The sequence below is a fragment of the Ralstonia sp. UBA689 genome, from assembly GCF_002298975.1.
Lineage (GTDB): Bacteria > Pseudomonadota > Gammaproteobacteria > Burkholderiales > Burkholderiaceae > Ralstonia.
Genome location: NZ_DBMV01000031.1, coordinates 40,856 through 66,692, shown reverse-complemented (window position 1 = coordinate 66,692; position 25,837 = coordinate 40,856). Strand labels below are relative to the sequence as shown.

Here is a 25,837-nt window from a genome sequence, read left to right as displayed (position 1 = left end):
CCGCAAGGGTCGCAGCGCTTGGGCGCGCCCTCATGACACCATCCGCCTGACTGCATCGACGATGCGATTGGCCTGCGGCAGCGCGGCGTCTTCCATGTGTTTTGCGTAGGGAATCGGCACTTCCGCAGTGCAGACGCGGGCCACCGGGGCGTCAAGCTCATAGAACGCCTGCTCGACAATGCGCGCCATGATTTCCGATGCCAGGCTGACGCTGCGCCACCCTTCATCAACGATGACCGCGCGGCGGCACTTGGCAACCGACGTCATGATGGTGGCATCGTCCAGCGGGCGCAGCGAGCGCAGATCGACCACTTCTGCCGCAATGCCGTCTGCGGCGAGCGTCTCGGCTGCCTGCAATGCCTTGTAGAGCGACCCGCCATACGTGATGACCGACACGTCCTTGCCCACGCGCCGGACGCGCGCCGAGTTGATGTCGACGTTGCCGGCATCGGGCAATTCGTCTTCCATGTTGTAGAGGCCGGCGTGCTCGAAGATCAGGACGGGGTCGGGATCGGCCAGCGCCGGCGCCAGCATGCCGCGTGCATCTTCAATGGTGGCTGGCGCCACCACCTTGATGCCCGGAATGCCCGCATACCAGCCTTCGAAGCTATGCGAATGCTGCGCTGCCACCTGGCGGCCGGCACCCGTGGCCATGCGAATGACCAGCGGCACCGAGAACTGCCCACCGGACATGTGGCGATACAACGCAGCAGTGTTCACGATCTGATCGAGCGCCAGCAGGCTGAAATTGACGGTCATCACCTCGACGATCGGGCGCATGCCGCCCAGCGCGGCACCAATGCCAGCCCCCGTGAATCCGAGTTCCGACAGCGGTGTATCGCGGATGCGCTCGGGGCCGAACTCGGCCAACAGCCCTTTGGAAACCGCATAGGTGCCGCCATACCGGCCGACATCCTCGCCCATGAGAAACACGCGTGGATCGCTGAGAAGCGCTTCGCGCAGGGCTTCGCGCAACGCGTCGCGGTAGCTGAGGCGGCGGCTCATGGCGCGGCTCCGACAGGCGTGTACACGTCTTTCAGCAAATCCTCCACGGGCTCCCAGGCGCCGGCGTCGGCAAAGGCCGCCGCCTTGGTCACCTCGGCATTGATTGCAGCATCGAGCGCGAGGAAGTCCTCCTCACTCAGCTTGCCCTCGGCCTTCAGCCGCGCAGTGAACGTGTGAATCGGACCGCGTTGCTTCCACGCCTCGATCTCCTCGGCCTGCCGGTAGAGGTCCGGGTCATACATCGAGTGGGCCCGAAAACGGTAGGTGCGCAGCTCCAGGAACACCGGCCCGGCACCGGTTCTGATGCGTGCGACGGCATCCTTGGCGGCTTCATGCACAGCGACGATATCCATGCCGTCCGCCGACTGCGCGGCCATGGCGTAGGAGGCGGCCTTGGCGCATAGGTCAGTCTGGGCCTGGTGGCGCTCCAAGGCCGTACCCATCGCATAGAGGTTGTTCTCGCAGCAGAACAGCAGCGGCAGCTTCCACAACGCAGCCAGGTTCATCGACTCATGAAATGCGCCTTCCGCCACCGCTCCGTCGCCGAAGAAGCAGGCGGTGACCCGGCTGCCGCCTTGCATCTTCTCTGCCAGCGCCAGGCCCACCGCGAGCGGCAGGCCACCGCCAACAATGGCGTTGCCTCCGAACAGCCGGTGCTCGTGGTCGAACAGATGCATGGAGCCGCCACGCCCCCTGGCGCAGCCTTCACGCTTGCCGTACATCTCCGCCATGAGCACGCCCATGTCCATGCCGCGCACCAGCGCATGGCCATGTTCGCGATAGGTTGCGACGATGTTGTCGTCGGCGGACAGCGCGTGCAAGGCGCCCACGCCCACCGCCTCCTCGCCGATGTACAGATGCAGGAAACCGCGTATCTTGCCCGCGCCGTAGAGCTCCGCGCATTTCTCCTCGAAACGGCGAATGCGCACCATGTCGCGCAGCAGCGCCTGTGCGAATGTCCGATCGTAGGGGACGGGTCCCGTTGGCGGCTGCGGTGCCGGATGATCGATGACGGTCATGTGCCGCCCTCCAGTGTCGAGGTATCCCCCTCTGGCAGGCCGAGCTCGCGCGCTTTGAGCAAGCGCCGCATGATCTTGCCGCTGCGCGTTCGTGGCAGTTGCTCCAGAAAGGCGATCTCCTTGGGGGCGACGGCCGCGCCCAGGCGCGTCCTGGCGTGCCCGAGCAGGTCCAGGCGCAGCGCGTCGCTGGGCTCGAACCCCGGGTTGAGCGAGACAAAGGCCTTGACCATTTCGCCGACGACCGGGTCCGGCTTGCCGATCACCCCGGCTTCGGCCACGGCCGGATGCTCCATCAGCGCGCTCTCGACTTCGAACGGACCGATCAGATGGCCGGCGGATTTGATGACATCGTCGGTGCGGCCGATGAACCAGTAGTAGCCATCCGCGTCGCGCTTGGCCAGGTCGCCAGTCAAGTACCACTCGCCGGAAAAACTTTTGCGATAGCGCTCGTCATTGTTGAGATAGCCGCGAAACATGGAGGGCCAGCCTCGCTTGAGCGCGAGCTCGCCCTGCTTGCCGGGGGTATCGATGACATCCACGCTGCCGTCTTCGTGGTGCTGCACGATCACCGCCTCAACGCCAGGCAGTGGTCTGCCCATCGAACCAGGCTTGATGTCGAACGCGGGGGTGTTGGCGATCATGATGCCGCCGGTCTCGGTCTGCCACCAGTTGTCGTGGATCGGCAGGCCCAGCACCTCCTTGCCCCACCGGACAGCCTCCGGGTTCAATGGCTCGCCCACGCTGGCAATGAAGCGAAGCTGCGGAAGGGCGTATCGCTTCGCCATGTCCGCCCCGGCCTTCATCAACATGCGGATGGCCGTTGGTGCCGTGTACCAGACGCTGACACCCTCGTCGCGCAGAATGCCGTACCAGCGTTCGGCGTCGAATTCTTCGCGATCGACGATCGAGGTGACGCCGTGCAGCAGCGGTGCGATGGTGCCGTAAGAGGTGCCGGTCACCCAGCCCGGATCGGCGGTGCACCAATAGATGTCGCTGGCGTGCAGGTCCAGCGCGTACTTGCCGGTCGCCCAGTGAGTAGCAACCGCACCATGCACATGGACCGCGCCCTTCGGCGTGCCTGTGGTGCCGCTGGTGAAATGCAGCAGCGCCATGTCTTCGGCCGTGGTTGGCGTGATCTCGCACGTGTCTGACGCGCTGCATAGCAGCGAAGCCAAGTCGAGCGTGCCCGGCTCAGACGTGATGCCGCCGTCTTCCGCCACCAGCAACACATGCTTCAGGCTTGGCATGCGGCTGCGCCACTTGGCAACCTTGCGCGCATAGAGCGCATCCGTCGTCAGCAGTACGGTGCCGGCACCGAGGTTGATGCGCGTGGCGATGGGCTCGGGGCCGAACGCCGAAAAAAGAGGGGAGACCACCGTGCCATTCTTCAGGGCGCCCAGCAGGCCGATATAGAGTTCCGGAATGCGCCCCGCAAGGATGAAGAGCCGCTCGCCCTTGCCGATGCCGAGTGCGCGCAGCGCATTGCAGAAGCGATTGGTCTGCGCGGACAACTCCGCGTAGCTGACAGTGCGACTGGATGCGCCGCTCGCGAGAAAACGGAATGCGGTCTTGTCGCCCGCACCACCGATGACATGACGGTCCACCGCGTGCCACGCGATATTCACCGCCCCCAGTGGCTGACCGCTCAACTCGCGGCCGACGGCACCCCAGGAAAAGCGGCGGCACTCGGCTTCGTAATCCGCCAGATTGGGGCTGACCCGCAGGTCGGTGGCCGTCTTGCGGATGATCGATGACGTATCCATCGTGCTCCCCCTTTCGGCCAATATAGGCGCCCGGCTGGGTGACAGAAAGGAAAGCCGGCTCGATGGCGGCGGCGTGGCGCGACGGTTTCGCACATGCCCAGCGGGCGAAAGCCGGACTCGGTGAAATGCGGGCGATGGTAGGCGTGCTGTGCATGTAAAGCCACTTGCTGACAGCTCGCCGATGCCGGTGCTTGATCCAACGCAACAGATGCCAGTGCCATCAAGGTAGGGTGAGGTAGATATCCGGAAGCAGGTCGGGTTACCGCCCCGGATGCTCTTTGGTGGGCCCTACGGTGAAACCGATGCAACGGTACGCTGCCACACGTGGCTTCTATCACCTCGAACAGTGCGCAATCAGCGAACGCTCGTGCGCGGGCTTGGCCTGTTTTGCGGCACGCGCGGATAGACCGGAGCGCTGGCATGCCGCCGCCAGCCAAACGCCAGCGCTCTACTGCCTGGGCAAATGCTATGCCGCCCCAAGCGACGGGGCGCACGATGTCCGGCCGCACATTGGCGAACATGCGCGTCATCCCGTTTTATTGAGCAACGTGTTGCGCGGTGGCGTGCGCGACCTGGCCACATATCGCAGCCATGGTGGCGGCGACGCGCTTGCCGTGGCCCGGGCGATGGCACCGCAGGTGCTGGTGAACATGGTGCGCGATTCCCGGCTGCGCGGACGGGGCGGGGCCGGGTTTCCGGCAGGCACCAAGTGGCAGGCCGTTGCCAATGAACCGGCCCAGACCAAATACGTGGTGGTCAATGCGGACGAAGGTGACCCCGGTGCGTTTTCAGACCGCTTCCTGCTGGAAGACGATCCGTTTCGACTGATCGAGGCGACCGCGATTGCCGCGCATGCTGTCGGCGCACACCACGGTTATATCTACATCCGCAAGGAGTATCCGGTCGCGGCGCAAGTTCTGTCACAAGCGCTGGAACAGGCGCACGCCGCGGGCTGGCTTCACCCCGCGTTTGAACTGGAGTTGGTCGTGGGGCAGGGCGCCTACATCTGCGGGGAGGAGACATCCCTGCTGAATGCGCTGGAAGGGCGCCGGCCGGAGGTGCGGCCACGGCCGCCGCAAATCACACAGCAAGGGTTGTTCGGCGCCCCCACGCTGGTGCACAACGTGGAGACTCTGTGCGCGATTCCATGGATCGTGACGCATGGCGCGGCAGCCTACGCAGCGCTCGGTTTCTCCCAAAGCCGGGGGACCAAGCTGCTGTCTCTCAACTCGCTGTTTCGCAGCCCTGGGCTCTATGAGGTCGAATTCGGCACCCCCTTGGCGGACGTCGTCAACCGGCTCGGTCAAGGCTTGCGCCGCGGCAGCCTGAAAGGGTTGATGGTTGGTGGGCCGCTCGCCGGCATCGTGCCGCCGACACTGCTCGACACGCGGCTAGGCTACGAAGAAATGCAGGCCATCGACTGCGCGGTCGGGCACGGCGGCGTGATCGCGTTTGCCGATGACACCTCAATCGGACGCATCGTTGCGGAGGTTCTGCGCTTTGGTGCGCGCGAATCCTGCGGCAAATGCACACCCTGCCATCTCGGTACGCCAATTCTGGCCGCGATGGCCGACGCGGCGGCCAACCGCATGCCAGTCGATGGCGATCGCTTCCGCCGCCTGGTCGAAGCGTTGGCGGCAACAAGCTTGTGCGGGCACGGCCGGGGGCTGGCCGAATTTGTTCAGTCCGTGAAACGCCACTATCCGTCGGAGCTGCGAGCATGGTGCGATTGACGATCGACGGTGTTCCGTGGGAAGCCGTGGAGGGCTCGTTGCTGATTGACGCGCTGTTGGCGGCCGGCAAGGCAATTCCCCACCTGTGCCACGACAAGCGCTTGGCGCCGTCCGGAGCGTGCCGTCTTTGCGTTGTGCACGTGGACGGCCAAGTGCGACCCGTTGCAAGTTGTACGACCGAAGTGGCCGAAGGCATGGCCGTGCAGACCCACAGCAACGCAATCGATGCCCTGTGCCGCACGAACCTCGAACTCATCACCGCGCGCTATCCGAGAACGGCCTACGCGGCGGACCCGCTTCACCCGTTCCACCGCCTGCTGGCCGAATACGGCGTGCAGCCAGGAGGCAAGCAGGAGGACGGGCTGTTCCAGGACGACAGCCACCCCTATCTCGGTGTCGGGATGGACCGCTGTGTCTTTTGCGAACGCTGCGTCCGCATCTGCGAGGAGGTGCAGGGGCAGTTCATTTGGGAGGCGATCGGGCGGAGCGATACGACGCGCATTGCCACGGGAAAAGGGCCAACCTTGCTCACCGCCGGCTGCGTGAGTTGCGGTGCCTGCGTGGACAGTTGCCCCAGCGGAGCCTTGTTCGACAAGCGGACCGCCGCCAAGCCGACCGCATGGACGCGCACAACCTGCGCGTATTGCGGCGTTGGCTGCCAAATGGAGGTGGGGACGGCTGGCGGGCGCGTGGTCGCCGTACGCCCTGCCGACGCCCCGGTCAACCGTGGGCATCTGTGCGTCAAGGGGCGCTATGCATTCGAGTACAACCACGCCTCAGACCGCGTCAGCCAACCGATGCTGCGCCGCGATGGAAAGTGGCAGAGGGTGGGCTGGAACGAAGCGCTCGGCTTTGCAGCGTCGCAACTGCAAGCCGTCATTGCCCGGTACGGCGCCGACGCCGTAGGTGTGCTCGCCTCGGCGCGCGCCACCAACGAAGACAACTACCTGGCGCAGAAGTTTGCCCGCGTGGTGCTTGGTACGCACAACATCGACTGCTGCGCGCGCGTTTGCCACACGCCCAGCGCCAAGGCGCTCAAGACAATGCTCGGCGTCGGTGCGGCCACCAATAGCTTCGACGACATCGAACAGGCGAATGCCTTCTTGATTTGCGGCGCGAATCCGACCGAGAACCACCCGGTGGTCGGTGCGCGCATCAAGCAGGCAGTACTCAAGGGGGCACGCCTGGTGGTCATCGATCCTCGCCGTACCGAGCTGGCTGCGATGGCTGACGTCCACCTGCCGGTACGCATGGGCTGCAATGTGCCGCTGTTCAACGCTCTAGCCGCCACTCTGATTGAGGAAGAGTTGATCGATCGCGCATTTCTCGGCGAGCGGGTCAGCGGTTTCGATGCATTTGCCGCGCATGTGGCTGCCTTCTCGCCGGAAAAGGTTGCAGATATGTGCGGTGTGTCGGCGGCGGCAATCCGTGCCGCTGCCCGGATCTATGCCGAGGGCCGGCCGGCCATGTGTTTTCACGGCCTGGGTGTGACCGAACATCTGCAAGGCAGTGAAGGGGTCATGGCGCTCATCAACCTGGCGCTGCTTACAGGCAATCTCGGCAAGGCTGGCAGCGGCATCAACCCGCTGCGCGGCCAGAACAACGTGCAAGGTGCCGCGCAGATGGGGTGCGATCCGGTGACGCTCACTGGATCGCAGTCAATCCGTCAGGCCGGGGCTCGCTTCGAGCAGGCGTGGGGCGTCAAGCTGCCAACAACGCGCGGCCTGGATGTACTGGAGATGATGGATGCCGCGCAGTCAGGCCGCCTCAAGGCGCTGTGGGTGATGGGCTATGACATCTATCTTTCGCTGGCCAACGCAAGCGCCACGGCCGCGGCGCTTGCCGCGCTGGATCTGGTCATCGTGCAGGATCTGTTCATGAATCAAACCGCCGAAGCATTCGGTACGGTGTTCCTGCCTGCGGCGTCGGGCTTCGAGAAAGACGGGACGTTCATGAACTCCGACCGGCGCGTGCAGCGTGTCCGCGCTGTCACATCAGCTCCCGGGCAGGCACGCCCGGACTGGTGGATCATCCAGGCGCTCGCGGCCCACATGGGCAAACCGAAGGGCTTCGAGTTCGAGGGAGCGCAGCAGATCTGGGATGAAGTGCGCTCGCTCTGGCCCGATGGTGCTGGACTGGCGTATTCGCGCCTGGAGCGCGGAGATCTTCATTGGCCGTGCCCGGATGAGAATCACCCAGGCACGGCAGTGCTGCACCGGGAACATTTTGTCGGCAGCAAGACCGCAGCGCTCACGCCGATTGCCTACGTGCCCACACCAGAGCAACCCGACGACACCTATCCCTTGTTGTTGACCACGGGTCGCGTCCTGCATCAGTTCAACGCCGGCACGATGAGTTACCGCACCCCCAACGCAGCGCTGCGGCCGTCGGACACGCTGGATATGGCGCCGGCGGACGCTGCACGCCATGGGTTGGGAGAGGGCGAGGCAGTACGGGTGACGAGCCGGTATGGTTCTGCGATTCTGCCCCTGCATATCAGCGATGCGATGCAGGTCGGACAATTGTTCTGCAGCTTCCACCGCCCCGATCTATCGATCAACCAACTGACATCGCCGGTGCGTGACCGGCTCGTGCACGCACCGGAATACAAAGTGACAGCGGTGCAGGTTGAAAAGTGCGGCGGCTCATCCACACGGCCGCCCCAACCGAGTACTACGGTGCAGTCATCACCTAGGCTGGCGGCAAGTGGAAGCTGAGGATGCGCGACGGCCGAACCGCGCATTTCTACGCTTGTTCTACCTGCTCAAGCAGCCGTGCACACATGGAACGTACGCACGTTGCATATGTGAACAGACCCTAACGGAAGCCCGGACTATCGGTTGTGAGTACGACACGCCCGGCCGTTTTGCACAGGTCACGCTGGCGGCTCGACGGGAGGCGGAGCAGTCCCCTCTTGCCCAGCTTTCTCCGAAAGCTGACGGCGCCACTGGGCATAGCACTCCAGACCGCAAAAGTAGGCAACGTAGTCGGACGCTTCGGGGACAAACGCCTCCGATATCGGTACTTCCTTCATGCAGATTTCGCAGGAGACGAGTTCTGCGGGTGGGTTGGGCTTCATCATGATCCCCCCCAAAAAATCGGCCGACAATTTCCTCGCAGCGGCGCACGGACGTTGGCCGATGTAGGGTCGACCAACGGATTGTGGTTGAGCGAGAACGCACTGCGTATGGGCCAGTACGGTCTGCTCCATAACTTGGAGCTTCCTCTTTTGTGACGCGACATAGTTGATATGCATCAAGGGCCGAGCAAGCAATCAAGGTGCTCCGTGCAAGCAGTTTCCCTCAAACTGCTTCTTCCATCTTTTGCGCGAAAAGGACGATGTCCCCCTCAGTCCAGATCCAGTTGCGGCCAATCCGACAAAACGCTTGCCCTGCCTCGGCAGGTGCGTAGAGGGTCGTCCTCACCGATCCACGATGCGCGCACGGCCGCACACGCGTCCCGAAACTCGTGGGTGCTGATGCCTACCCGGTTCGCAGCGGTTGCCCAGTGTGCAAACACCTTGTCATGCACCCGCAGGAAGACACGGCGGACGGCTGGGTCTTTCGGGAACAGCCCATCGCTTGCCGGGAATTCCGGATGCCTGAGGTAGAGGTTAAACCAGAAGAGCACGGTGTATGCGCGCAGGATGTCGTCTTTGACCGGCATGGGTGGGGCCGGCTCCGACGCAGCGCTTGTGTGCTGCGTGCATTCGCATTGAGAGGTTCGCCAACGCATGCTCGATTTCCTCACACATGGACGCGGGTGGGAGCAGGTGCGATGCTTCCCGTCGCTGCTGAAATATCTGCCTGCCTTTGCCTTAATGTACGAGAACGCGTGTCCACAGCGTTGACCAGGCGCAACCAATCATTCGGTACGGTGCTTATGTCTCCGGAGCCGCCTGTGCGGCCTTCTCCGCAGCAGCCACACGGCGCTTGACCGCGATAAAGCTGTCAGGACTGACCGACATGGAATCAATGCCGCATTCGACAAGGAAGACAGCAAACTCAGGATGATCGCTCGGCGCTTGCCCGCACAAACCGACGTCGGCGCCGGCCTTGTGGGCCTCCGTGATGACGTTTCGGATCATCCACTTGACTGCGTCATCCTGCTCATCGAACAGCTCTGCAAGGTCCGCTGAGTCGCGATCAACGCCCAGCGTCAGTTGCGTCAGATCGTTGCTGCCAATCGAAAAGCCATCGAAGCGTTGCGCGAAGGCCTTCGCCAGAATCACGTTCGACGGGATCTCGCACATGACGTAAATCTTGAGGCCGGCTTCGCCGCGCCGGATACCGTTTTCGGCCATCACCTCCAGCACGCGGTCCGCCTCTTTTGTTGAACGGCAGAACGGGATCATGACGATGACATTCGTGAAGCCCATCTCGTTGCGCAGGCGGCAAATGGCACGGCATTCAAGCGCGAAGCCTTCCCGGTAGCGGGGCGAGTAGTACCGTGATGCACCCCGGAACCCGAGCATGGGGTTCTCCTCCTTAGGCTCGAATTCCGCCCCGCCGATCAGATGCGCGTATTCGTTGGTCTTGAAGTCGCTCATACGGACGACGACGGGGTGGGGATACTGGGCTGCGGCGATCCGCCCCAATCCACGTGCGAGGCGATCGACGAAATACTCGGTCCGGTCTTCGTACCCCGCCGTTAACGCTGCGATGGTTCGCTTTGCGTCTTCGTCTTTGAGCGCATCGAAGCGGGCAAGGGCCATCGGATGGATCTTGATATGGTTGCTGACGACGAACTCCATGCGTGCGAGCCCGACGCCGTCCGCAGGAATCCGCCACCAACGAAACGCTGCCGCTGGATTGGCGAGGTTCAGCATGACCTTGGTGCGCGTCGCCGGGATGCTGCCAAAATCGATTTCTTCGACCTCGAAGTCGGCGATGCCATCGTAGACGAATCCTTCTCGGCCTTCTGCACACGACACCGTCACTTCCTGTTCGTCGTGCAGCAGATGCGTCGCATTGCCCGCACCGACGATGGCCGGAAGTCCAAGTTCGCGGCTCACGATTGCGGCGTGTGATGTGCGGCCGCCCTGGTCGGTGATGATGGCAGCGGCGCGCCTCATGACGGGCACCCAGTCCGGGTCCGTCGTCTGGGTGACGAGGATAGCGCCGTCGACAAAGCGCCCCATGTCACGCGGGCTCTCGATGATGCAGACCTTGCCGGCCGCGATGGCTTCGCCGACGCTTGCGCCGGATACGATCTTGCGGCCGGCTTTCTTGATGCGCCAGGTCTTTACCGCACTGGCTTCGCGACGCGACTCGACCGTCTCCGGCCGGGCCTGCACGACGAACATCTCATTGGTTTCGCCGTCTTTTGCCCATTCGATATCCATCGGCTGGCCGTAGTGCTGCTCAATCACACAGGCCCATCGCGACAAGGTCAGGATCTCCTGGTCGCTCAGAACGAAAGCCGCACGCTCGGCCTTCGATGTCGGGACGTTCTTTGTCGGCCGGCCGCCCTCGCTGGTGTAGATCATTTTGAGATCCTTGCCCCCAAGCTTCTTTCCGACGATGGGTGACAACGATGCATCCGACACAAGCGGCTTGAACACCTCGTATTCGTCCGGGTCGACCGCGCCCTGGACCACGTTCTCGCCGAGTCCCCAGGCCGCATTGATCAGGACAGACTTGTCAAAGCCGGTTTCCGTATCGATGGAGAACATGACACCAGCGCCACCCAGGTCGGATCGCACCATACGTTGCACACCGACCGACAGCGCGACCTTGAGATGATCGATGCTCTTCGCCTGCCGGTAGCTGATCGCCCGGTCTGTGAAAAGCGACGCGTAGCAGCGTCGGCAGGCATCAAGCAACGCACGCTCGCCCCGGATGTTGAGGTAGGTTTCCTGCTGCCCGGCGAAGCTGGCTTCCGGCAGATCCTCGGCCGTCGCGCTTGATCGCACTGCAACGTCCATGTCGATCCGTCCTGTACGGCGGTTGAGTTCGTCGTAGGCGAGCCGGATTGCCTGAGCAGTCTCCTTTGGCCATTCGCCGCGAAGCATGGCTCGGCGGATCGTCAGTCCTGCCTCGGCCAGGGAAAGCTTGCCGTCCCCAAATTCGCCGAGCGCCGAGGAAATCGTCTGTTGCAAACCGTTCGCGTCGATGAAGCGCCAGAAAGCATCGGCTGTGAGTGCAAAGCCCGGTGGGACATTGACGCCACGGCTTGCAAGGTTGGCCACCATCTCGCCGAGCGACGCGTTCTTGCCGCCGACGCGCGGAACGTCGGTCCGTCGCAGTTCCTCGAACCAGACAACGTGTGCAGTATCGTTGACCATGTGTTGCTCCTTTGCGGCGGAGTCATGAAGGCGTGGTGGCCGAGGCTCGTCAGCGCGTCGCCAGAACAAGCTTGACGCTAGGTTCGCAAAGAGAATTCAGACGCCGTGCCCAGAGGCGTCGAAGTCGGGAAACTCAGCGTCAAGGAGCTCATAGATCATCTTGGCCTTGCCGGAGAGTTCAATGTCCATGCCGCGGATCAGATGCTCGTCTGAGCGTAGCCATTTATAGGCAAGCTGGACGTCCTCGATGGTGGGTTCGATTTCGAGGATCCGGGTCAGAACTTCCGTCTCGAATGGGCCGATGACTTCACGGATTTCCCGCGCAGTCGGGTGGCCGTCACGTCCGTGGTGCTGGGATGCGGTCTTCATGGCAGTAGCGTCTCCATTGATGTCAAGCCAATGCATTCGTGATGCATTGAACGTGCCCGTGCAATCACCATCCCGGCACGACGCCCGATGAGGCGTTGCACGGCTGATCAAATAAATACTGGCATCATGGATGACGGTGGTCTTGTGCCGCATCAAACGTTGATCGCTTGCTGCGCGCCGGGATGAATCCGAATCGGTTGTGGATGCGTCGCTGCATCGTGCCGCTCATCGTCGCCTCTGGAGGCTTGCAATGCCGGACATTGTCACGCTCACCGTCAACCCAGCGATCGATATCGCCACGTCGGTCGAGCGCATGACGGATACGCACAAGATGCGCTGCACCCCGGCACGCAGCGACCCGGGTGGCGGGGGAATCAACGTTGCGCGCGTCGTTCATCGCATGGGCGGTGATTGCCTGGCCCTCTATCTTGCCGGCGGGCCCGTGGCCGAGCGATTGGGGCGGCTGTTGACTGCGGAAGGACTGCCGTTCGAAGCGCTTCAGATCGAAGGTGAGACCCGGGAGAATTTTTCCGTGACGGAAGCCTCCACTCACCGCGAGTTCCGGTTCGTGATGCCCGGCCCAGTTGTCTCGGACGCTGAATGGCAGCGCTGCCTGGATCATCTTGATGCGCTGCAACCTGCGCCGCGCTACCTCGTGCTGAGCGGAAGCCTGCCGCTCGGGGTTCCTGAGGATTTTTACGCGCATGTCATCGATATGGCCAAGGCTCATGGCAGCCGCGTCGTATTGGACGCATCGGGGCAGGCACTGCGTTGTGCGTTGCCGCATGCGCCTTACCTGATCAAGCCGAGCCTCAACGAGCTTCGGCAACTGACCGGGCTTGCGTTGGAGACAGAAGCCGATTGCCTGCAGGCGGCACAGGGGATCGCCTACAAGGGGCACGCGCATGTCGTGGCGCTCACACTGGGGGCGGGTGGCGCCATGCTGGTTACCCAGAACGACGTTGTGCGCGCGGGGCGTGTCGCAACGTCGGTCCTGAGCACCATTGGTGCGGGCGACAGCTTCGTCGGCGGAATGGTGTGGGCGCTTAACCGGGATGCTGACGTGCGGCAGGCGTTTCGGTATGGCATGGCAGCCGCCGCCGCCGCACTGGGCCATGCCGGTACCGAACTCGGTAGCGCCGCCGAGATCGAGCAGTGCTACCGAGACATTGCGCTGTCATGAGCCGGGCAGCCGTGTCTACGCGGCGTCCACGGACGGCTTCCCACCACGCGCAGGCCGCCGCACAGCCCGAATCTTCCCGCTGTTCCCGCCTCCGCAGAAGAACTGGTCGGCGCCATCGGACTCCAGCCCCGAGACCCCGACACCGGCCGGCATTTCGATCTGCTCCAGGACTTCAGCGGTGCGAGGATCGATGTGCCGCAGATCGCTCGCATCGCCTTCCCAGGTGCCGTGCCAGAGTTCGCCGTCGACCCAGGTGACTCCGGTCACAAAGCGGTTCGATTCGAGGGTGCGCAGCACGGCGCCGGTCTCCGGGTCGATCTGGCGGATCTTGCGCTCGCGGTAGTGCCCGACCCACAGCGTGCCTTCGGCCCAGGCAAGCCCTGAATCGCCTCCCGCACCCGGCGCGGGAATGGTGGCGAGCACCGTGCCTGTTTGCGGGTCGATCTTGTGGATGCGGTCTTCAGCGATCTGGAACAGGTGCGTCCCATCAAACGCGGTGCCGGCGTGGGCGGGAACATCGATGGAGCGCAGCGTTTTGCCGCTGGCAGGATCGACCTCCTTCAACTGGCCGCCGGCCGCAAACCAGACGTGCTGGCCGTCGTAGGTCACGCCGTGCACGTGGTCGACGTCCGGGAATGGGCCATATTCGCGCACGACTTCGGCGGCAGATTGTTTCATGTTTGCGCTCGTTGGATTCGGTTGTGGAGTCTTCATCCTAGTCGCCCGGCAGCGGCGCCGTGAGTAACAAGGTGGTCGCGAATCCCGGCAGCGGCGGCGTCATCCAGCGGCGCGCCCGTCCGCGCCCGAAGCACTGCACCTTGCCGGCCTTGGCCAGCGCATCGAGCGCGCGCTGGATGGTGCGTTGGCTGGTGCCGAGTGCCAGTGCCAGGGCCGAACTGGACCAGGACTCCCCATCGGCCAGGCAGGCGAGCACGGCGGCATGCTGTTCTTCAACGGGTTGCGCCAGGACGACGACCTCCCGTGTATGGCCCGGTTGCAGTGCAAATCCGTGCCGCGTGGCGCTGACGGTGGCCAGCGTGCCGAGCGCCGTACGCAGTCGGCCGATCTCGACGCGCAGGCGCACGCGATGCGATGCATCGGCATGCCGGGTGCGAAACGCCTGTGCAATGAGCTGGTCCCTCGGCACATCTGCCGGCCAGGCTTCGGCCAGCGAGCGCGCAAGCGTGAACAGCACTGGACGCGTTGCGAGCGAGACCACCGTGCCCGCGTTCCGCACGGCAAGACGGCATGCATCGATGACGAGTGCACCAGAGGCGAACAACGTCTCCACCTCTTCAAGCTGGAGCGGGCGTTCATCGCCATTCGAAATCAGGCGGGCTGCGGGCGCGTTCAGGAGATGGGATGCGCTCTCGACTTCCGCCATCAGCGATGGAATGCCCGCACGGCGCGCGGCAAGATCGGCCTCGGCCAGTGCAGCGCGCGCAGCCTTGGTCTGCAGGCGGCGCATCGCAATACCGGCAATGATCAGCGCGTGCACCGCGCGCAGTGCAGGGGGCAGGAGCGAGGGCGTGAGCCCCGCCAGCGCATGCTCGGCGTCGTCCAGGCGGCCGATGAGCAAGAGGCGCCGGATATCGAGATAGCGCGCGTGCGCGGCATTGACTGCGTCGCCGTGCGCTTCGAGCGTGACGCGTGCGGTATCGAGCGTCTTTGCGGGCCAGCCCAGATCGCGTGAGGCCAGCGCAACCTCGGCTTCGGCGACGACGCAGCGGGCGCGGGCCAGGGCCTCTTTCGATCCGAATGCGCGTGCGGCGTTGCGCAGCAGCACCTTTGCGCGGGCGAGATCGCCAAGCTGTGCCATGGCGATGCCGCGCAGTGCGAGAGCAGGAGGATCGTCGCGCAAGGCCACCCGGTTCAGCGCGCCAAAGGGGTCACCCGCCGCGAGCGCACGGGCTGCCGCCGTGATCAGAGAGTCCATCCGAATCCCGCCACGCTTGTCACTCCCGCCGTTCGATGTGGGGACCTAATCTAGCACAAGACCATTCACCAAAACGGAGGCAAGCATGACGGAAACACACATGACATCACACGCGACAGCCACACGGAAAACCTGGCTGCAAGCACGGCTCGAACTGCTCAAGGCCGAGAAGGAACTCACGCGCCGCAGCGACGAACTCGCGCGTCAGCGTCAGGCACTGCCGTGGGTCCGGGTCGATAAGACGTACCGGTTCGAAACCGAGCAGGGGAGCGCATCGCTGGCGGATCTGTTTCGCGGGCGCTCGCAACTGCTGGTCTATCACTTCATGTTCGGGCCCGACTACAAGGCGGGGTGCCCATCGTGCTCCATGATCGCGGACGGGTTCAACGGCTTCGCCACGCACCTGGCCAACCATGACGTGATGCTGATGGCGGTATCGCGCGCACCGCTGGCAAAGTTGCAGGCGTACAAGCAGCGGATGGGATGGACATTTCCGTGGGCATCGTCGGTCGACAGCGAGTTCAACTACGACTTCAACGTCTCGATTTCCGAAGAGCAGCAGCGCGCGGGCACAGCCGATTACAACTACGTGCGCGGCAGCCACGTGATGGATACTGCCGACCTGCCGGCGCCCGTCCAGCAGTTCGCGGCCATGTGCGGCACCGATGCGCCCACCTACGTGCGCGACCGGCCGGGCATGAGCGCCTTCGTGCTGGAAGACGGCGTCGTGTATCACACGTACTCCACCTATGCGCGTGGGCTGGACGGCCTGTGGGGCGCTTACCAATGGCTCGATCGCGCGCCGCTGGGCCGCAACGAAACCGGCGTCTGGTGGCGCCGCCACGATGAGTATGACCAGCGCTGACGTACCAGTGGCCGAGCGCGGTTTCCTTGCCGCCTCGGCGCTGCTCTTCATGGTCAGTACCGCGGCAACCGTTGCGTGGTGCACGTCCATGTCAGCCATGGGCGAGATGCCAATGCCAGGCGGCTGGACGATGCCGATGTGCGGTCAGACCTGGCTTGGCACGACCGCCTCGTTCCTCGGCATGTGGACGGTGATGATGACAGCGATGATGCTGCCGTCATTGGTGCCGATGCTGCGGCGCTACCGTGCTGTCGTTCGCGTCGGTGGCGAATGGCAGCTTGGCATGCTGACGATGCTGGTGGGCGTGGGGTACCTCCTCGTGTGGGTTGCGTTCGGTATGGTCGCCTTTGCTTTGGGTGTCGCATTGACGGCGTTCGAGATGCACTTGCCAGCCGCGGCTCGCGCGATTCCGATGGCAACGGGATGCGTCGTCCTGATTGCCGGCGCGTTTCAGTTCACGCCCTGGAAGGTCCGGCATCTAGCGCGCTGCCGTGCAGTACCGAGGCCCGGCCGCACATTGCCAGCCAACGCCGGCACGGCGTGGCGACACGGCGTGCACCTTGGCCTGCACTGCAGTGCGTCCTGCGTTGGCCTGACGATGATCCTGCTTGCCGCGGGTGTTATGGATTTGCGCGTGATGGTGGCAATCACGGTGGCCATCACGTTGGAGCGTCTCGCCCCAGCCGGCGAGCGTGTTGCGCGCATCATCGGCGCGATTGCAGGCGGAGCCGGGCTGTTGCTGATTGCGAGAGCCGTCATGCTCGGATGATGTGACGGGGCTGGCCTGCGCTGGTGGCTGCATCGCTTCGCTTACGGCCCAGAGGAATGGCTGTCGCGCCCCGTACAGGAGACGCGCGCCGACTGATAGCTGCAACAAAAAGCGCCGGCGTTATCGGCCGGCGCTTTCACATGCCTGCGAAGTCGCGTCAGCTCACGACCGGCCCGGTCGGGATGAAATCGATGACGACATCCGGCACCGTTACGATCTTGTCCCAGCTGAAACCGAATTTGTTGAAGGTCTCGGGGTTGGGAATCCACTGCTTCTGGCCATTGGTGACCAGGTAGACCGGCGCGCCGCTGCCCTTGGCCAGCACGGCGCCATTGGTGAGTGCAGGCCCGCCCGGCACGTTGTCGACCAGGTAGTCGCTCACGATGATGCCGTCCCACGAGGCAAACAGGTTCGTATACGTGGTCGGATTGGGGATCCAGCGCAGTTGGCCATGCAGGATCAGGTAGACCGGCGCGGAGTTCGTGGCCATGACCCGCTCGCCGTCGTACTTCGTCCAGTCGTTGACGGCCAATGCCTCCTTCACTTGGCTTTCGGTTGCGTGCACGCGTTCTGCAAGAGTTTGTTGCGTCATGGTGGAGCCTCTTTTCAATGAGGTTGTTCTGGAGTCTGTGCGCCAAGCATGGAAGTCCTTGGCTGGATCAGTATATTTTTCATAAATCGCCACGCCTCACTATATTGGCCTAATCATTTTTCGATTTGGCGGATTGTTTCAAGATTATCGGATTTATTCGCGCGCAAGGCAGGGGCGGCAGGCCAGCCGCCGGAGAGGAAATGAATACAATCTTTTGATTTATAGAGAAACATTCCCGCTTGCATAGATAGACAGGAGGATGTGGTGACTAATCTTAGGTAGCCCTTTTGGGTGATTTGTGAGATTTTCTTTTGTCTGTTTTAAAGAAAACTGATTGGCTATTGGATATTGCTTGAGATGGCACAAAATTCAGTCACTTAAGTTAAGTCATCTTTATGCCATGGATTTGTCATCTTATTATTTTGCAAGTCGTTGCATATCCACCGGGCAACTTGATGGCTCAGCGCGTTTTCTCCGGAGCCGCGTGTGCAAGCGACCTGAGGGTGTCCATGAACGCGCCGGCCAATTCGGAGGGCGTGGCGGCACTGCGGCGCAATAGGCCAACGGGCTCCGCAGTGCCGGGCGTCGGCAGGTTCAGGCGCGTGAGCCAGCCTTGCGACAAGTCATCCTGGGCCGCGCGCTCCGGCGTGATCCACACGGCATCAGAGCGACGGGCCAGCAGTCGCGCGACCGACACCGATAGCGTTTCGGTCACGCCCGCCGGCAGCCGCAGGCCATGCGTCTGGAATAGCGCTTCGGTGTGATGGCGCGGCACGGTGCCAGGCGTCGCAATCACCAGCGGGTAGTCGAGCACGGCCTGCAGTGATGCCGTGCCGCTTGCCGATAACGCCAGCGGATGCTGCGGCCGCACGATCAAGGCGAGCGCTTCGGCGTAGAGCAGCTCGAACGACAGTCCATGCATCATCGCCGGTTCGGCCATGCGGCCCACCACGAAGTCGAGTTCACCTGCCTTGAGCGCGGCCAGTAATTCGGCATTGGTTCCGGTGCGCAACCGCATGCCGGCGTGCGGGCGTTGGGCATGCAGCGCGGCAATCGCCTGGGGCAACAGGCCGCTCGCCACGGTTGGCAGGGCGCCCACGTGCACGACGGGTGCGGAGGCCTCGCCCGAACCCATCAACGCAGCCGTGGCCGATTCCAACGCCTGCGTCACCCCCACCGCATGACGCAGGAATTGCTCGCCGGCAGCAGTCAGCCGCGCGCCTTGCCGGCCACGGTCTACGAGCTGCACGCCCGCCAGCGCTTCCAGTTCGCCCAGCGTTTTTGAAACTGCCGGCTGGCTCAGGTGCAGCCGCTCTGCCGCGCGGCGCAGGTTGCGTTCCTGCGCGATGGCGACAAAGCAGCTCAGATGCCGGAAGCGGATGCGCGAAGGCAAGTCGCTGGGCGGGAGGGAACTTTCCATAACCGTGGGTTATCGATTTTTCGATCAGAAGTCAATTTACTTCACTTTTTGAGGGCGATACAGTCGATTCCAGCATTTCACACAGGAGACGCCCCATGACCTTGCCGTTTTCAGGCACCGGCGAGTTCGCCCAACGCGACACCGCACAGCATCCGCCCGCACTGACCCCCGTCTACAAGACCAGCGTGCTGCGTTCGCCGCGCAATGCGCTCATCTCCACGCTCAATACGCTGTCGGAAGTCACCGCGCCGATCTTCCACCCCGATGACCTCGGCCCGCTCGACAACGACCTCATCCTCAACTACGCCAAGGAAGGCCTGCCCATCGGCGAGCGCATCATCGTCCACGGCTACGTGCGCGACGAATTCGGCCGCCCGGTGCCGAACGCGCTGGTGGAGGTGTGGCAAGCCAACGCAGGCGGCCGCTACCGCCACAAGAAAGACCAGTACATCGCGCCGATTGACCCCAACTTCGGCGGCTGCGGCCGCATGCTGACGGATGCCAATGGCTACTACGTGTACCGCACCATCAAGCCCGGGCCGTATCCGTGGCGCAACCGCATCAACGACTGGCGCCCCTCGCACATCCATTACTCGCTATCCGGCGACGGCTGGGCGCAGCGGCTGATCACGCAGATGTACTTCGAGGGAGATCCGCTGATTGCGCAATGTCCGATCATCCAGACCGTTCCCAGCGAAGAGCAGGTGCGCGGTTTGATTGCGGTGCAGGACACCGCCAACCACGTGCCGCTGGATAGCCGTTGCTACCGCTTCGACATCACGCTGCGCGGTCGCCGCGCCACGCATTTCGAAAACGCCTTGCAAGGAGCCAAGTGATGACCACGACCACGCTTCGTGAATCCCTCGAGCGCGCTCAGGCAGCGGCCATGTCAACCACGCCGGCGTTCGCGCATTTCAATGAAACCGCCTCGCAGACGGGCGGCCCTTATGTGCATATCGGCCTGGCGCCGCGTCAGGCTGGCTTCGACATCTACGAAAAAGAGTTCGGCAACGTGCTGACCACGCCCGACACGCGCGGCGAGCGCATTGCCCTGGAAGGCCGCGTCTTCGATGGTTCGGGCTCGCTTGTGCGCGACGTGCTGATCGAAATCTGGCAAGCCAATGCCGACGGCAAGTACGCTCACCCGGCCGACCGCCAGGACAAGCCCGCCGACCCGACCTTCCGTGGCTGGGGGCGCACTGGCGCCGATTTCGATACCGGCGTCTACCGGTTCGAGACGATCAAGCCGGGCGCCGTGGCCGGGCGCGGTAACGCCGAGCAAGCGCCGCATATCTGCATGGTGCTCTTTGCACGAGGCATCAACCTTGGGCTGCATACGCGCGTGTATTTCAACGACGAGGCCGCCGCCAACGCCACCGACCCGGTGCTGGGCGGCATCGAATGGGAAGTGCGCCGCAAGACGCTGATCGCCCAGCGCACCGAGCGCAACGGCGAGGTGGTCTACACCTTCGACGTGCGCCTGCAGGACACGCCGGATGGCGGCGCGGAGACCGTGTTCTTCGATATCTGATCGCCGTGCCACATGGAACAACGCCCGGCAGGCTTGCACTTGCCGGGCGTTGTTTTTGCTGGGTGAGCAGCAAGACGTCACGCGGATGCCGATAATGGACGCATCTATGCTCTGCGCCTGACGCGACTGTTGTGACACAACTCACCCTCCCTGGATTCGAAGCCGCGCCGCAGTTGCCTGCGCATCGGCTGTTTCTTGCGATCAAGCCTGATGCTGGTACCGCAGAGCGCATCGTGCGGCTGGTCGAACAGTTGCGGCCCGTGGTGGGCTTCAGGGGCAAGTCGCTGCGTGCGGAGCGTTTGCATGTCACGCTGTACCACCTGGGCGACTTTGTTCAACCGCCGCCCGAGGATGTTGTCGAACGCGTGCGCGCGGCTGCCGGCGGGCTCGCACAGCAGCCGTTCGATGTCACGCTTGACCAGGTGGTGAGCTTTCACGGCCGACGCGATCATCGGCCGTTCGTGCTGTTGGGCTGTGACGGCGCCGCCAGCCTGATGGCGTTTCAGTTGGCGCTGGGCGAAGCCTTGCAGCAAGCCGGCTTGCCGGTGCCGCGCGGGCATTTCAAGCCACATATCACGCTGTTGTACGACCGTGGCGGTTTCGCGCCGAAATCGGTCGAGCCCATCACGTGGATGGTGCGCGACTTCGTCCTCATCCATAGCTGGCTTGGCAAGACCCGATACGACGAATTGGGCCGCTGGCCACTCAAGGGCTGAGCTTCACGTGCAGCCATCGGGCCCACAGACGGGGCCCTCAGTTGCATCCGCCGGGGCCGGTGCACCGACATGTTGTGCCAAGGCCTGTGCCCATCGCTGCGGCCGTCCAAGCCACGGGCCGATGTCGATCACGCCCAGACGGCCATCCGCATCTTCCAGCGCAAACGTCGGAAAGCCCTGACCACCGACACGATCGAGCCACTGCCGGCTCGCCGCGATGTGCTGCTGCGTGGGGGCGCCGGCTTGGCGCGCATATTGCACATCGAACGCCTCGGGTGACAGACAGATCTCCGCCGCCAGCTCGCGCAGCACGGGCACGTCGGCAATGCGCCGGCCTTGTTCGTAGTGCGCGTGCTGGATGCGATGGATCATGTCCAGCCCATGCCCGCCGAGTGTCTCGGCAGCCAGCACGGCGGTGATGGGCGGCTCCGAATCCATCACGGCGGTGGTGTCGCGCAGCAGGCCCTCGAAATACGGCTCGCCGAAAGGCTGGCCGGTCAGCTCGGCGATGCGGTGATCGTGCGGCATCACGTAGTCGCGCCATTGCGGCGTGACCATGCGGCGGTTGGGGCCCGCCAGCATGCCGCCGCCATGGAAGGCAACCGTCAGGCCCGGCACTGCGCGCGCGGCTTCCACCAGCGGCGCGGCGCCGTAGCACCAGCCGCACAGTGGATCGAAGATGTAGTGCAACGTCGTCATGGCAATTTCCAGGTTACTGCGGCCACTTCATTTCGCCCTTGATGACCTTGGCGCTCAACTCCAACGATGCATCGCCGGCCAGCGCCGGGTACGCGGCCTTCATCGCTTTGACCAGTTCCGCCGAGTCGCTTGCGCGAGCCGCTTCCAACTCGAATGTCTTCAGATAGCCGGCCGTGAAGCGTACCGCCTCCAGGCCCTTGGGCATTTCGCCGGTGAAGTGGCCGGGCACCACCGTCGTCGGCTTGAGGGCGGCAATCGTGTCCAACGTCTGCAACCAGCCCAGGCGCGATTCGCGCGTTTGTGTGTCGGCCACCCACACGTGGTCGCCGCTGTTGACCACCACGCCGCCGGCCACCGTCTTGAGCGACGGAATCCACAGGTAGGTGCGCGCCGGGTCCGGACCGTTCAGGCCCTTGATTTCAATCGTGCGGCCTTCCAGCGTCAGGTGGTCTGCGTGCAGCACCTCGGGCAGGACGAGGGCTTTGGGCGCGTTGCCCTTCAGGATCGGGCCCCAGTAGGCCAGCTTGCCGTTCATGGATGCCTTGATGGCCGCCACGGTTTTCGGCGTGGCCACGATCTTGGCCTTGGGAAACGCGGTATGGATGACGTCCAGCCCGAAGTAGTAATCCGGATCGCTCTGGCTGATGTAGACCGTGGTCAGCCTCTTGCCGCTGGCCTTGAGCTTTTGCACCAGGGTTTCGGCGTCGCTGCGCTGGAACTGCGCATCAATCAGGATGGCCTCGTGTGCGCCGGCGATGATTTCCGACGACACGGGAAAGACGCCCTTGTCTCCGGGGTTGTAGACCTCCAGGTGCAGCGGTGCCGGTGCGGCAGCGTGGGCGACAAGGCCAGCGCTGACAAGGCCGGCGGCAAGCAGGGTGCGGATCAGGGTCATCGGGGTTCTCCGAACGGGTGCGATTGCAATGCCGCTACTGTAGATTGCTTGATTCGGTCGAAAAACCGCCTAAGATGCGCATATTTGTTGCGTCAATCGATCAAATATGGATCGCATTACCGCTGCCGAGGTGTTTGTGTCGATTGTCGAGCGTGGCAGCCTGAGCGCCGCCGCCGAGGGGCTCGACATGTCGCGCGCCATGGTCACGCGCTACCTCGCGCAGATGGAGGACTGGTCCGGCGCACGCCTGCTGCACCGGACCACGCGCCGCATCAGCCTGACTCCCGCTGGAGAGGCGACGCTCGCGCGTTGCCGGCAGATGCTGGAGATTGCTGCACAGATGGCGGTGGCCGACGGCCCCGAGGCCGACACGCCGCGCGGCCTGCTGCGCATTGCCTGCGCGCAGTCGCTCGCACAGCAGGTGCTGGGCGCGGCGGTGACGGCCTATTTGCGGCGCTATCCGCAAACTGCTGTCGACCTGGTCGTCGACAACCGCACCGTCAATCTGGTGGAAGAGCGCATCGACCTGGCCGTGCGCATCACCAATGATCTTGACCCGAACCTGATCGCGCGGCCGCTGGGCATGTGTGATTCCGTGGTGGTGGCTGCGCCGTCCTATCTGGCCGCCCATGGCATGCCTCACCGCGTGGACGAGCTGGCGGTGCACAACTGCCTGACGTACTCGTACTTTGGCAAGAGCCTGTGGAGGTTCACCAACGCCAAGACGGGCACACCGTCTGACGTGCCCGTGGGAGGCAATCTGAGCGCGAACGAGACGATGGCGCTGCTGGCCGCCGCCAGCGAGGGTGCAGGCATTGCGCTGCAACCGGTGTTTGCGGCGGCTCCCCTCATTGCCAGTGGCCGACTCGTGCGCCTGCTGCCCGAGCTTGTGCCGCAGAAGTTAGGCATCCACGGCGTCTACAGCTCGCGCAGGCAGATGCCCGCAGCGCTGCGAGCGATGCTGGATTTCCTGGCGGAATGGTTCGGGCGCGCGCCGGGCTTATTTGATCGGACGTGATCCGGCGGGCTTCGGCCGACCGATGGCCAGCAGGCCCAGCGCGAGCACGCAGAACGCTGCGCCGGCATGGAAGGTCGCCGCCGCGCCCAGCTTGTCCCACAACGTCCCTGCGACTACGCTGGCGGCGAGCATGGCCAGCCCGCTCACCAGGTTGAACATGCCATAGGCGGTGCCGCGCAGATCGGCGGGGGCGGTATCGGCCACCATGGTGGCGAGCAGCCCCTGCGTGATCCCCATATGGATGCCCCAAAGCGCCACGCCTGCGAGCACCACACCCCAGTGGCCTGTCATGCCGAGCACCAGATCAGCGGCAATCAGCACCACCAGACCGAGCATCAGCAGCCTGGTATGACTGACCCGGTCCGATAGATTGCCGAACGGGTAGGCTGCCAGGGCGTAGACCACATTCATGGCCACCATCACCAGCGGCACAAGCGCGACGGGAATGCCGCCTTGCTGCGCGCGCAGCACCAGAAAGGCCTCAGAAAAGCGCGCAAGCGTGAAGACCGCGCCAATGACGACCACCCACCAGTACGCGGCATCCAGCCGCCTGAGGTTGTGGCGCCGGATCGGGTTGGCGCGCCGCATGCCGTCGCGGGCCTCGGGCTCGCGCAGCCCCAGCGCCAGCAGTGCCACCGACATCAGCCCCGGCACCACCGCCACCCAGAACACCGCCCGGAAGTCGTTCGCCCACAACAGCATCAGGCCGACCGCCAGAAGCGGCCCGAGAAACGCGCCGACAGTGTCCAGTGACTGCCGCAATCCGAAGGCCGCACCACGCAACTCGGGTGGTGTGATATCTGCGACCAAGGCATCGCGCGGTGCACCGCGCACGCCCTTGCCAACGCGATCCAGTAGCCGCGCCGTCAGCACGATCCCGGCGGTGGGCGCGATGGCAAACAGTGGCTTGGAGACCGCGCCCAGCGCATAGCCGAACACCGCCAAGCCCTTGCGTTTGCCGAGGTAGTCGCTCAGCACGCCCGAGAAGATCTTGACGATGAGCGCCGTCGATTCGGCCAGCCCTTCAATCACCCCGACTGTGAGCGCACTGGCCCCAAGTGCCGACACCATGAACAGCGGCAGCAGGCTGTGGATCATCTCGGAGCCGACGTCCATCAGCAGGCTGACGCAGCCGAGCACCCAGATCCCGGCGGGGAGCTGGCGGAGGGTGCTCGGACGCGGTGTGTCGGTCATGGCCCCGGGGTGTTCAGGCAAACGGTGCAAACAATCCGTTGAGCTTGGCCCCGCTCGCCGCATCACACGCAAAGGCAAAGGTGCCCGTGGTGCGCAGTTCCTCCGCCGCGCGCAGGAAGGCCCCCTGCGCCGCGCGGGCCAGTGCGGCGCCCACGCTGATGCGCTTGACGCCCAGTTCGGTCAGTTCCGCCACGCTCAGGTTGCCTTCGGCAAAACCCATCAACACGTTGAGCGGGCGATCGATCTCGCGCAGCACGGTGGCGATCTCTTCGCGCGTTTTCAGGCCGGGCGCGTAGAGCACGTCGGCGCCAGCGTCCTGAAAGGCCTGCAGGCGGCGGATGGTGTCGGCCAGATCGTTGCGGCCGTTCAGGTGGTTTTCGGCGCGCGCGGTGAGCGTGAAGGGAAAGGGCAGCGAGCGTGCGGCTTCCACGGCAGCACGTACGCGTTCAACAGAGGCTTCAAACGGGTAGATGGGCGCGTCGGCGCGGCCGGTAGCGTCCTCGATCGAGCCGCCGACGATGCCGGTGGCGCCGGCCAGGCGGATGGTCTCAGCCACGGTTTCGGGATCGTCGCCAAAACCGTTTTCCAGATCTGCGGCCGTGGGCAGATCGGTGGCCGCGGCTAGGTCGGCGACGTGCGCGAGGATGGTATCGCGGCCGACGCCGTAGTCCGGCAACCCGCGCGAGAAGGCAAAGCCCGCGCTGGTGCTGGTAAGCGCCTCGAAGCCCATCGTAGCCAGCAGCCGGGCCGAGCCCGGATCCCACGGGTTGGGGATGACGAAGGTGCCGCTGCGCTCGTGCAGCGCGCGGAAGGCGTGGGCTTTTTCAGTCTGAGTCGGCATGAA

At 64.1% G+C, this 25,837-nt stretch carries 24 protein-coding genes; 9 read left to right on the top strand and 15 right to left on the bottom strand.

Going from position 1 to position 25,837, the window contains the following annotated elements; genetic code table 11:
- Positions 1-30: 30 nt before the first annotated feature.
- The 3 genes from B4F51_RS14030 to acsA are packed head-to-tail and all read right to left on the bottom strand — an operon-like array spanning position 31 to position 3,787.
- The gene (locus tag B4F51_RS14030; RefSeq protein WP_296226474.1) at positions 31-1,005 is read right to left on the bottom strand and encodes an alpha-ketoacid dehydrogenase subunit beta; all 975 of its coding nucleotides are present in this window, start codon (positions 1,003-1,005) and stop codon (positions 31-33) included.
- Positions 1,002-2,024 (bottom strand): pyruvate dehydrogenase (acetyl-transferring) E1 component subunit alpha, encoded by a 1,023-nt coding sequence (gene pdhA / locus B4F51_RS14025; protein WP_296226472.1) that lies wholly within the window; start codon positions 2,022-2,024, stop codon positions 1,002-1,004. The genes B4F51_RS14030 and pdhA overlap by 4 nt, the downstream gene beginning before the upstream one ends.
- Entirely contained in the window at positions 2,021-3,787 is a 1,767-nt protein-coding gene (acsA, locus tag B4F51_RS14020) for an acetate--CoA ligase (protein ID WP_296226470.1), read from the bottom strand. Before acsA ends, pdhA begins: the two co-directional genes overlap by 4 nt.
- Positions 3,788-4,164: 377 nt before the next feature.
- Between acsA and B4F51_RS14015 the strand changes: the two genes are divergently transcribed.
- A complete protein-coding gene (locus B4F51_RS14015) occupies positions 4,165-5,520 on the top strand; it encodes a complex I 51 kDa subunit family protein (RefSeq protein ID WP_296226468.1) in 1,356 nt (451 codons plus the stop codon).
- Positions 5,508-8,237, top strand: coding sequence for a formate dehydrogenase subunit alpha (gene fdhF, locus B4F51_RS14010; protein WP_296226466.1), 2,730 nt, complete (start codon positions 5,508-5,510; stop codon positions 8,235-8,237). Before B4F51_RS14015 ends, fdhF begins: the two co-directional genes overlap by 13 nt.
- A 158-nt stretch (positions 8,238-8,395) precedes the next feature.
- Here fdhF and B4F51_RS14005 read toward each other — a convergent pair whose 3' ends face one another.
- The 4 genes from B4F51_RS14005 to B4F51_RS13990 form a co-directional block, all read right to left on the bottom strand.
- The gene (locus tag B4F51_RS14005; RefSeq protein ID WP_296226587.1) at positions 8,396-8,599 is read right to left on the bottom strand and encodes a DUF3330 domain-containing protein; all 204 of its coding nucleotides are present in this window, start codon (positions 8,597-8,599) and stop codon (positions 8,396-8,398) included.
- Positions 8,600-8,868: 269 nt separating this feature from the next.
- Positions 8,869-9,186: a hypothetical protein gene (locus tag B4F51_RS14000; protein ID WP_296226464.1), complete on the bottom strand. Its 318-nt coding sequence runs from the start codon at positions 9,184-9,186 to the stop codon at positions 8,869-8,871.
- A 214-nt stretch (positions 9,187-9,400) separates the two neighbouring features.
- The gene (gene ppsA, locus B4F51_RS13995; RefSeq protein ID WP_296226463.1) at positions 9,401-11,806 is read right to left on the bottom strand and encodes a phosphoenolpyruvate synthase; all 2,406 of its coding nucleotides are present in this window, start codon (positions 11,804-11,806) and stop codon (positions 9,401-9,403) included.
- A gap of 96 nt (positions 11,807-11,902) precedes the next feature.
- Positions 11,903-12,175, bottom strand: coding sequence for a hypothetical protein (locus tag B4F51_RS13990; protein WP_296226462.1), 273 nt, complete (start codon positions 12,173-12,175; stop codon positions 11,903-11,905).
- A gap of 250 nt (positions 12,176-12,425) precedes the next feature.
- On the opposite strand from B4F51_RS13990, the gene B4F51_RS13985 reads away from it, so the two are divergent.
- Complete coding sequence (locus B4F51_RS13985) at positions 12,426-13,358, top strand: 1-phosphofructokinase family hexose kinase (RefSeq protein WP_296226585.1); 933 nt, start codon at positions 12,426-12,428, stop codon at positions 13,356-13,358.
- A gap of 15 nt (positions 13,359-13,373) precedes the next feature.
- Here B4F51_RS13985 and B4F51_RS13980 read toward each other — a convergent pair whose 3' ends face one another.
- A complete protein-coding gene (locus B4F51_RS13980; protein ID WP_296226461.1) occupies positions 13,374-14,036 on the bottom strand; it encodes a glutamine cyclotransferase in 663 nt (220 codons plus the stop codon).
- A 37-nt stretch (positions 14,037-14,073) separates the two neighbouring features.
- Complete coding sequence (locus tag B4F51_RS13975; protein ID WP_296226459.1) at positions 14,074-15,294, bottom strand: helix-turn-helix domain-containing protein; 1,221 nt, start codon at positions 15,292-15,294, stop codon at positions 14,074-14,076.
- A gap of 100 nt (positions 15,295-15,394) precedes the next feature.
- On the opposite strand from B4F51_RS13975, the gene B4F51_RS13970 reads away from it, so the two are divergent.
- Together B4F51_RS13970 and B4F51_RS13965 are read left to right on the top strand one after the other, a co-directional pair.
- Positions 15,395-16,159 (top strand): DUF899 domain-containing protein, encoded by a 765-nt coding sequence (locus tag B4F51_RS13970; protein ID WP_296226583.1) that lies wholly within the window; start codon positions 15,395-15,397, stop codon positions 16,157-16,159.
- A 7-nt stretch (positions 16,160-16,166) separates the two neighbouring features.
- The gene (locus B4F51_RS13965; RefSeq protein ID WP_296226457.1) at positions 16,167-16,928 is read left to right on the top strand and encodes a DUF2182 domain-containing protein; all 762 of its coding nucleotides are present in this window, start codon (positions 16,167-16,169) and stop codon (positions 16,926-16,928) included.
- Positions 16,929-17,085: 157 nt separating this feature from the next.
- Here the strand turns inward: B4F51_RS13965 and B4F51_RS13960 are convergent, their stop codons facing one another.
- Both B4F51_RS13960 and pcaQ read right to left on the bottom strand, forming a co-directional pair.
- Positions 17,086-17,520, bottom strand: a complete 435-nt coding sequence (locus B4F51_RS13960) for a hypothetical protein (protein ID WP_296226456.1) — start codon at positions 17,518-17,520, stop codon at positions 17,086-17,088.
- A gap of 460 nt (positions 17,521-17,980) precedes the next feature.
- A complete protein-coding gene (pcaQ, locus tag B4F51_RS13955; protein WP_296226454.1) occupies positions 17,981-18,940 on the bottom strand; it encodes a pca operon transcription factor PcaQ in 960 nt (319 codons plus the stop codon).
- Positions 18,941-19,035: 95 nt separating this feature from the next.
- Between pcaQ and pcaH the strand changes: the two genes are divergently transcribed.
- From pcaH to thpR, 3 genes are all read left to right on the top strand, one after another.
- Positions 19,036-19,776 carry a protocatechuate 3,4-dioxygenase subunit beta gene (pcaH, locus tag B4F51_RS13950; RefSeq protein WP_296226452.1) on the top strand — a complete coding sequence of 247 codons (741 nt, stop codon included), beginning with the start codon at positions 19,036-19,038 and terminating at the stop codon, positions 19,774-19,776.
- A complete protein-coding gene (gene pcaG, locus B4F51_RS13945) occupies positions 19,776-20,471 on the top strand; it encodes a protocatechuate 3,4-dioxygenase subunit alpha (RefSeq protein WP_296226450.1) in 696 nt (231 codons plus the stop codon). The genes pcaH and pcaG overlap by 1 nt, the downstream gene beginning before the upstream one ends.
- Positions 20,472-20,602: 131 nt before the next feature.
- Positions 20,603-21,187, top strand: a complete 585-nt coding sequence (thpR, locus tag B4F51_RS13940) for an RNA 2',3'-cyclic phosphodiesterase (RefSeq protein ID WP_296226448.1) — start codon at positions 20,603-20,605, stop codon at positions 21,185-21,187.
- Positions 21,188-21,190: 3 nt separating this feature from the next.
- Here thpR and B4F51_RS13935 read toward each other — a convergent pair whose 3' ends face one another.
- Together B4F51_RS13935 and B4F51_RS13930 are read right to left on the bottom strand one after the other, a co-directional pair.
- The gene (locus B4F51_RS13935) at positions 21,191-21,886 is read right to left on the bottom strand and encodes a DsbA family protein (protein ID WP_296226446.1); all 696 of its coding nucleotides are present in this window, start codon (positions 21,884-21,886) and stop codon (positions 21,191-21,193) included.
- 13 nt (positions 21,887-21,899) lie between these two features.
- Positions 21,900-22,781 (bottom strand): MBL fold metallo-hydrolase, encoded by an 882-nt coding sequence (locus B4F51_RS13930; RefSeq protein WP_296226444.1) that lies wholly within the window; start codon positions 22,779-22,781, stop codon positions 21,900-21,902.
- 106 nt (positions 22,782-22,887) lie between these two features.
- Here B4F51_RS13930 and B4F51_RS13925 point away from each other — a divergent pair, with 106 nt between their 5' ends.
- The gene (locus B4F51_RS13925; RefSeq protein WP_296226442.1) at positions 22,888-23,799 is read left to right on the top strand and encodes a LysR family transcriptional regulator; all 912 of its coding nucleotides are present in this window, start codon (positions 22,888-22,890) and stop codon (positions 23,797-23,799) included.
- On the opposite strand, the gene B4F51_RS13920 is transcribed toward B4F51_RS13925, so the two are convergent.
- The gene (locus B4F51_RS13920) at positions 23,782-24,993 is read right to left on the bottom strand and encodes an MFS transporter (RefSeq protein ID WP_296226440.1); all 1,212 of its coding nucleotides are present in this window, start codon (positions 24,991-24,993) and stop codon (positions 23,782-23,784) included. The two genes, B4F51_RS13925 and B4F51_RS13920, sit on opposite strands and share 18 nt — an antisense overlap.
- Before the next feature lie 13 nt (positions 24,994-25,006).
- The gene (locus B4F51_RS13915) at positions 25,007-25,834 is read right to left on the bottom strand and encodes an isocitrate lyase/PEP mutase family protein (RefSeq protein WP_296226438.1); all 828 of its coding nucleotides are present in this window, start codon (positions 25,832-25,834) and stop codon (positions 25,007-25,009) included.
- Positions 25,835-25,837 lie beyond the last annotated feature (3 nt).

What these genes read in the sequence shown, in the direction of transcription:
- fdhF (WP_296226466.1), top strand. Translation starts at nt 5,508, where the DNA reads ATGGTGCGATTGACGATCGACGGTGTTCCGTGGGAAGCCGTGGAGGGC.
- B4F51_RS14005 (WP_296226587.1), bottom strand. Translation starts at nt 8,599, where the DNA reads ATGAAGCCCAACCCACCCGCAGAACTCGTCTCCTGCGAAATCTGCATG.
- pcaH (WP_296226452.1), top strand. Translation starts at nt 19,036, where the DNA reads ATGACCTTGCCGTTTTCAGGCACCGGCGAGTTCGCCCAACGCGACACC.
- pcaG (WP_296226450.1), top strand. Translation starts at nt 19,776, where the DNA reads ATGACCACGACCACGCTTCGTGAATCCCTCGAGCGCGCTCAGGCAGCG.
- pcaQ (WP_296226454.1), bottom strand. Translation starts at nt 18,940, where the DNA reads ATGGAAAGTTCCCTCCCGCCCAGCGACTTGCCTTCGCGCATCCGCTTC.
- B4F51_RS13925 (WP_296226442.1), top strand. Translation starts at nt 22,888, where the DNA reads ATGGATCGCATTACCGCTGCCGAGGTGTTTGTGTCGATTGTCGAGCGT.
- B4F51_RS13935 (WP_296226446.1), bottom strand. Translation starts at nt 21,886, where the DNA reads ATGACGACGTTGCACTACATCTTCGATCCACTGTGCGGCTGGTGCTAC.
- B4F51_RS13915 (WP_296226438.1), bottom strand. Translation starts at nt 25,834, where the DNA reads ATGCCGACTCAGACTGAAAAAGCCCACGCCTTCCGCGCGCTGCACGAG.
- B4F51_RS14000 (WP_296226464.1), bottom strand. Translation starts at nt 9,186, where the DNA reads ATGCCGGTCAAAGACGACATCCTGCGCGCATACACCGTGCTCTTCTGG.
- B4F51_RS13920 (WP_296226440.1), bottom strand. Translation starts at nt 24,993, where the DNA reads ATGACCGACACACCGCGTCCGAGCACCCTCCGCCAGCTCCCCGCCGGG.
- B4F51_RS13975 (WP_296226459.1), bottom strand. Translation starts at nt 15,294, where the DNA reads ATGGACTCTCTGATCACGGCGGCAGCCCGTGCGCTCGCGGCGGGTGAC.
- B4F51_RS13990 (WP_296226462.1), bottom strand. Translation starts at nt 12,175, where the DNA reads ATGAAGACCGCATCCCAGCACCACGGACGTGACGGCCACCCGACTGCG.
- acsA (WP_296226470.1), bottom strand. Translation starts at nt 3,787, where the DNA reads ATGGATACGTCATCGATCATCCGCAAGACGGCCACCGACCTGCGGGTC.
- B4F51_RS13970 (WP_296226583.1), top strand. Translation starts at nt 15,395, where the DNA reads ATGACATCACACGCGACAGCCACACGGAAAACCTGGCTGCAAGCACGG.
- pdhA (WP_296226472.1), bottom strand. Translation starts at nt 2,024, where the DNA reads ATGACCGTCATCGATCATCCGGCACCGCAGCCGCCAACGGGACCCGTC.
- ppsA (WP_296226463.1), bottom strand. Translation starts at nt 11,806, where the DNA reads ATGGTCAACGATACTGCACACGTTGTCTGGTTCGAGGAACTGCGACGG.
- B4F51_RS13985 (WP_296226585.1), top strand. Translation starts at nt 12,426, where the DNA reads ATGCCGGACATTGTCACGCTCACCGTCAACCCAGCGATCGATATCGCC.
- B4F51_RS13960 (WP_296226456.1), bottom strand. Translation starts at nt 17,520, where the DNA reads ATGACGCAACAAACTCTTGCAGAACGCGTGCACGCAACCGAAAGCCAA.
- B4F51_RS13930 (WP_296226444.1), bottom strand. Translation starts at nt 22,781, where the DNA reads ATGACCCTGATCCGCACCCTGCTTGCCGCCGGCCTTGTCAGCGCTGGC.
- B4F51_RS13980 (WP_296226461.1), bottom strand. Translation starts at nt 14,036, where the DNA reads ATGAAACAATCTGCCGCCGAAGTCGTGCGCGAATATGGCCCATTCCCG.
- B4F51_RS14030 (WP_296226474.1), bottom strand. Translation starts at nt 1,005, where the DNA reads ATGAGCCGCCGCCTCAGCTACCGCGACGCGTTGCGCGAAGCCCTGCGC.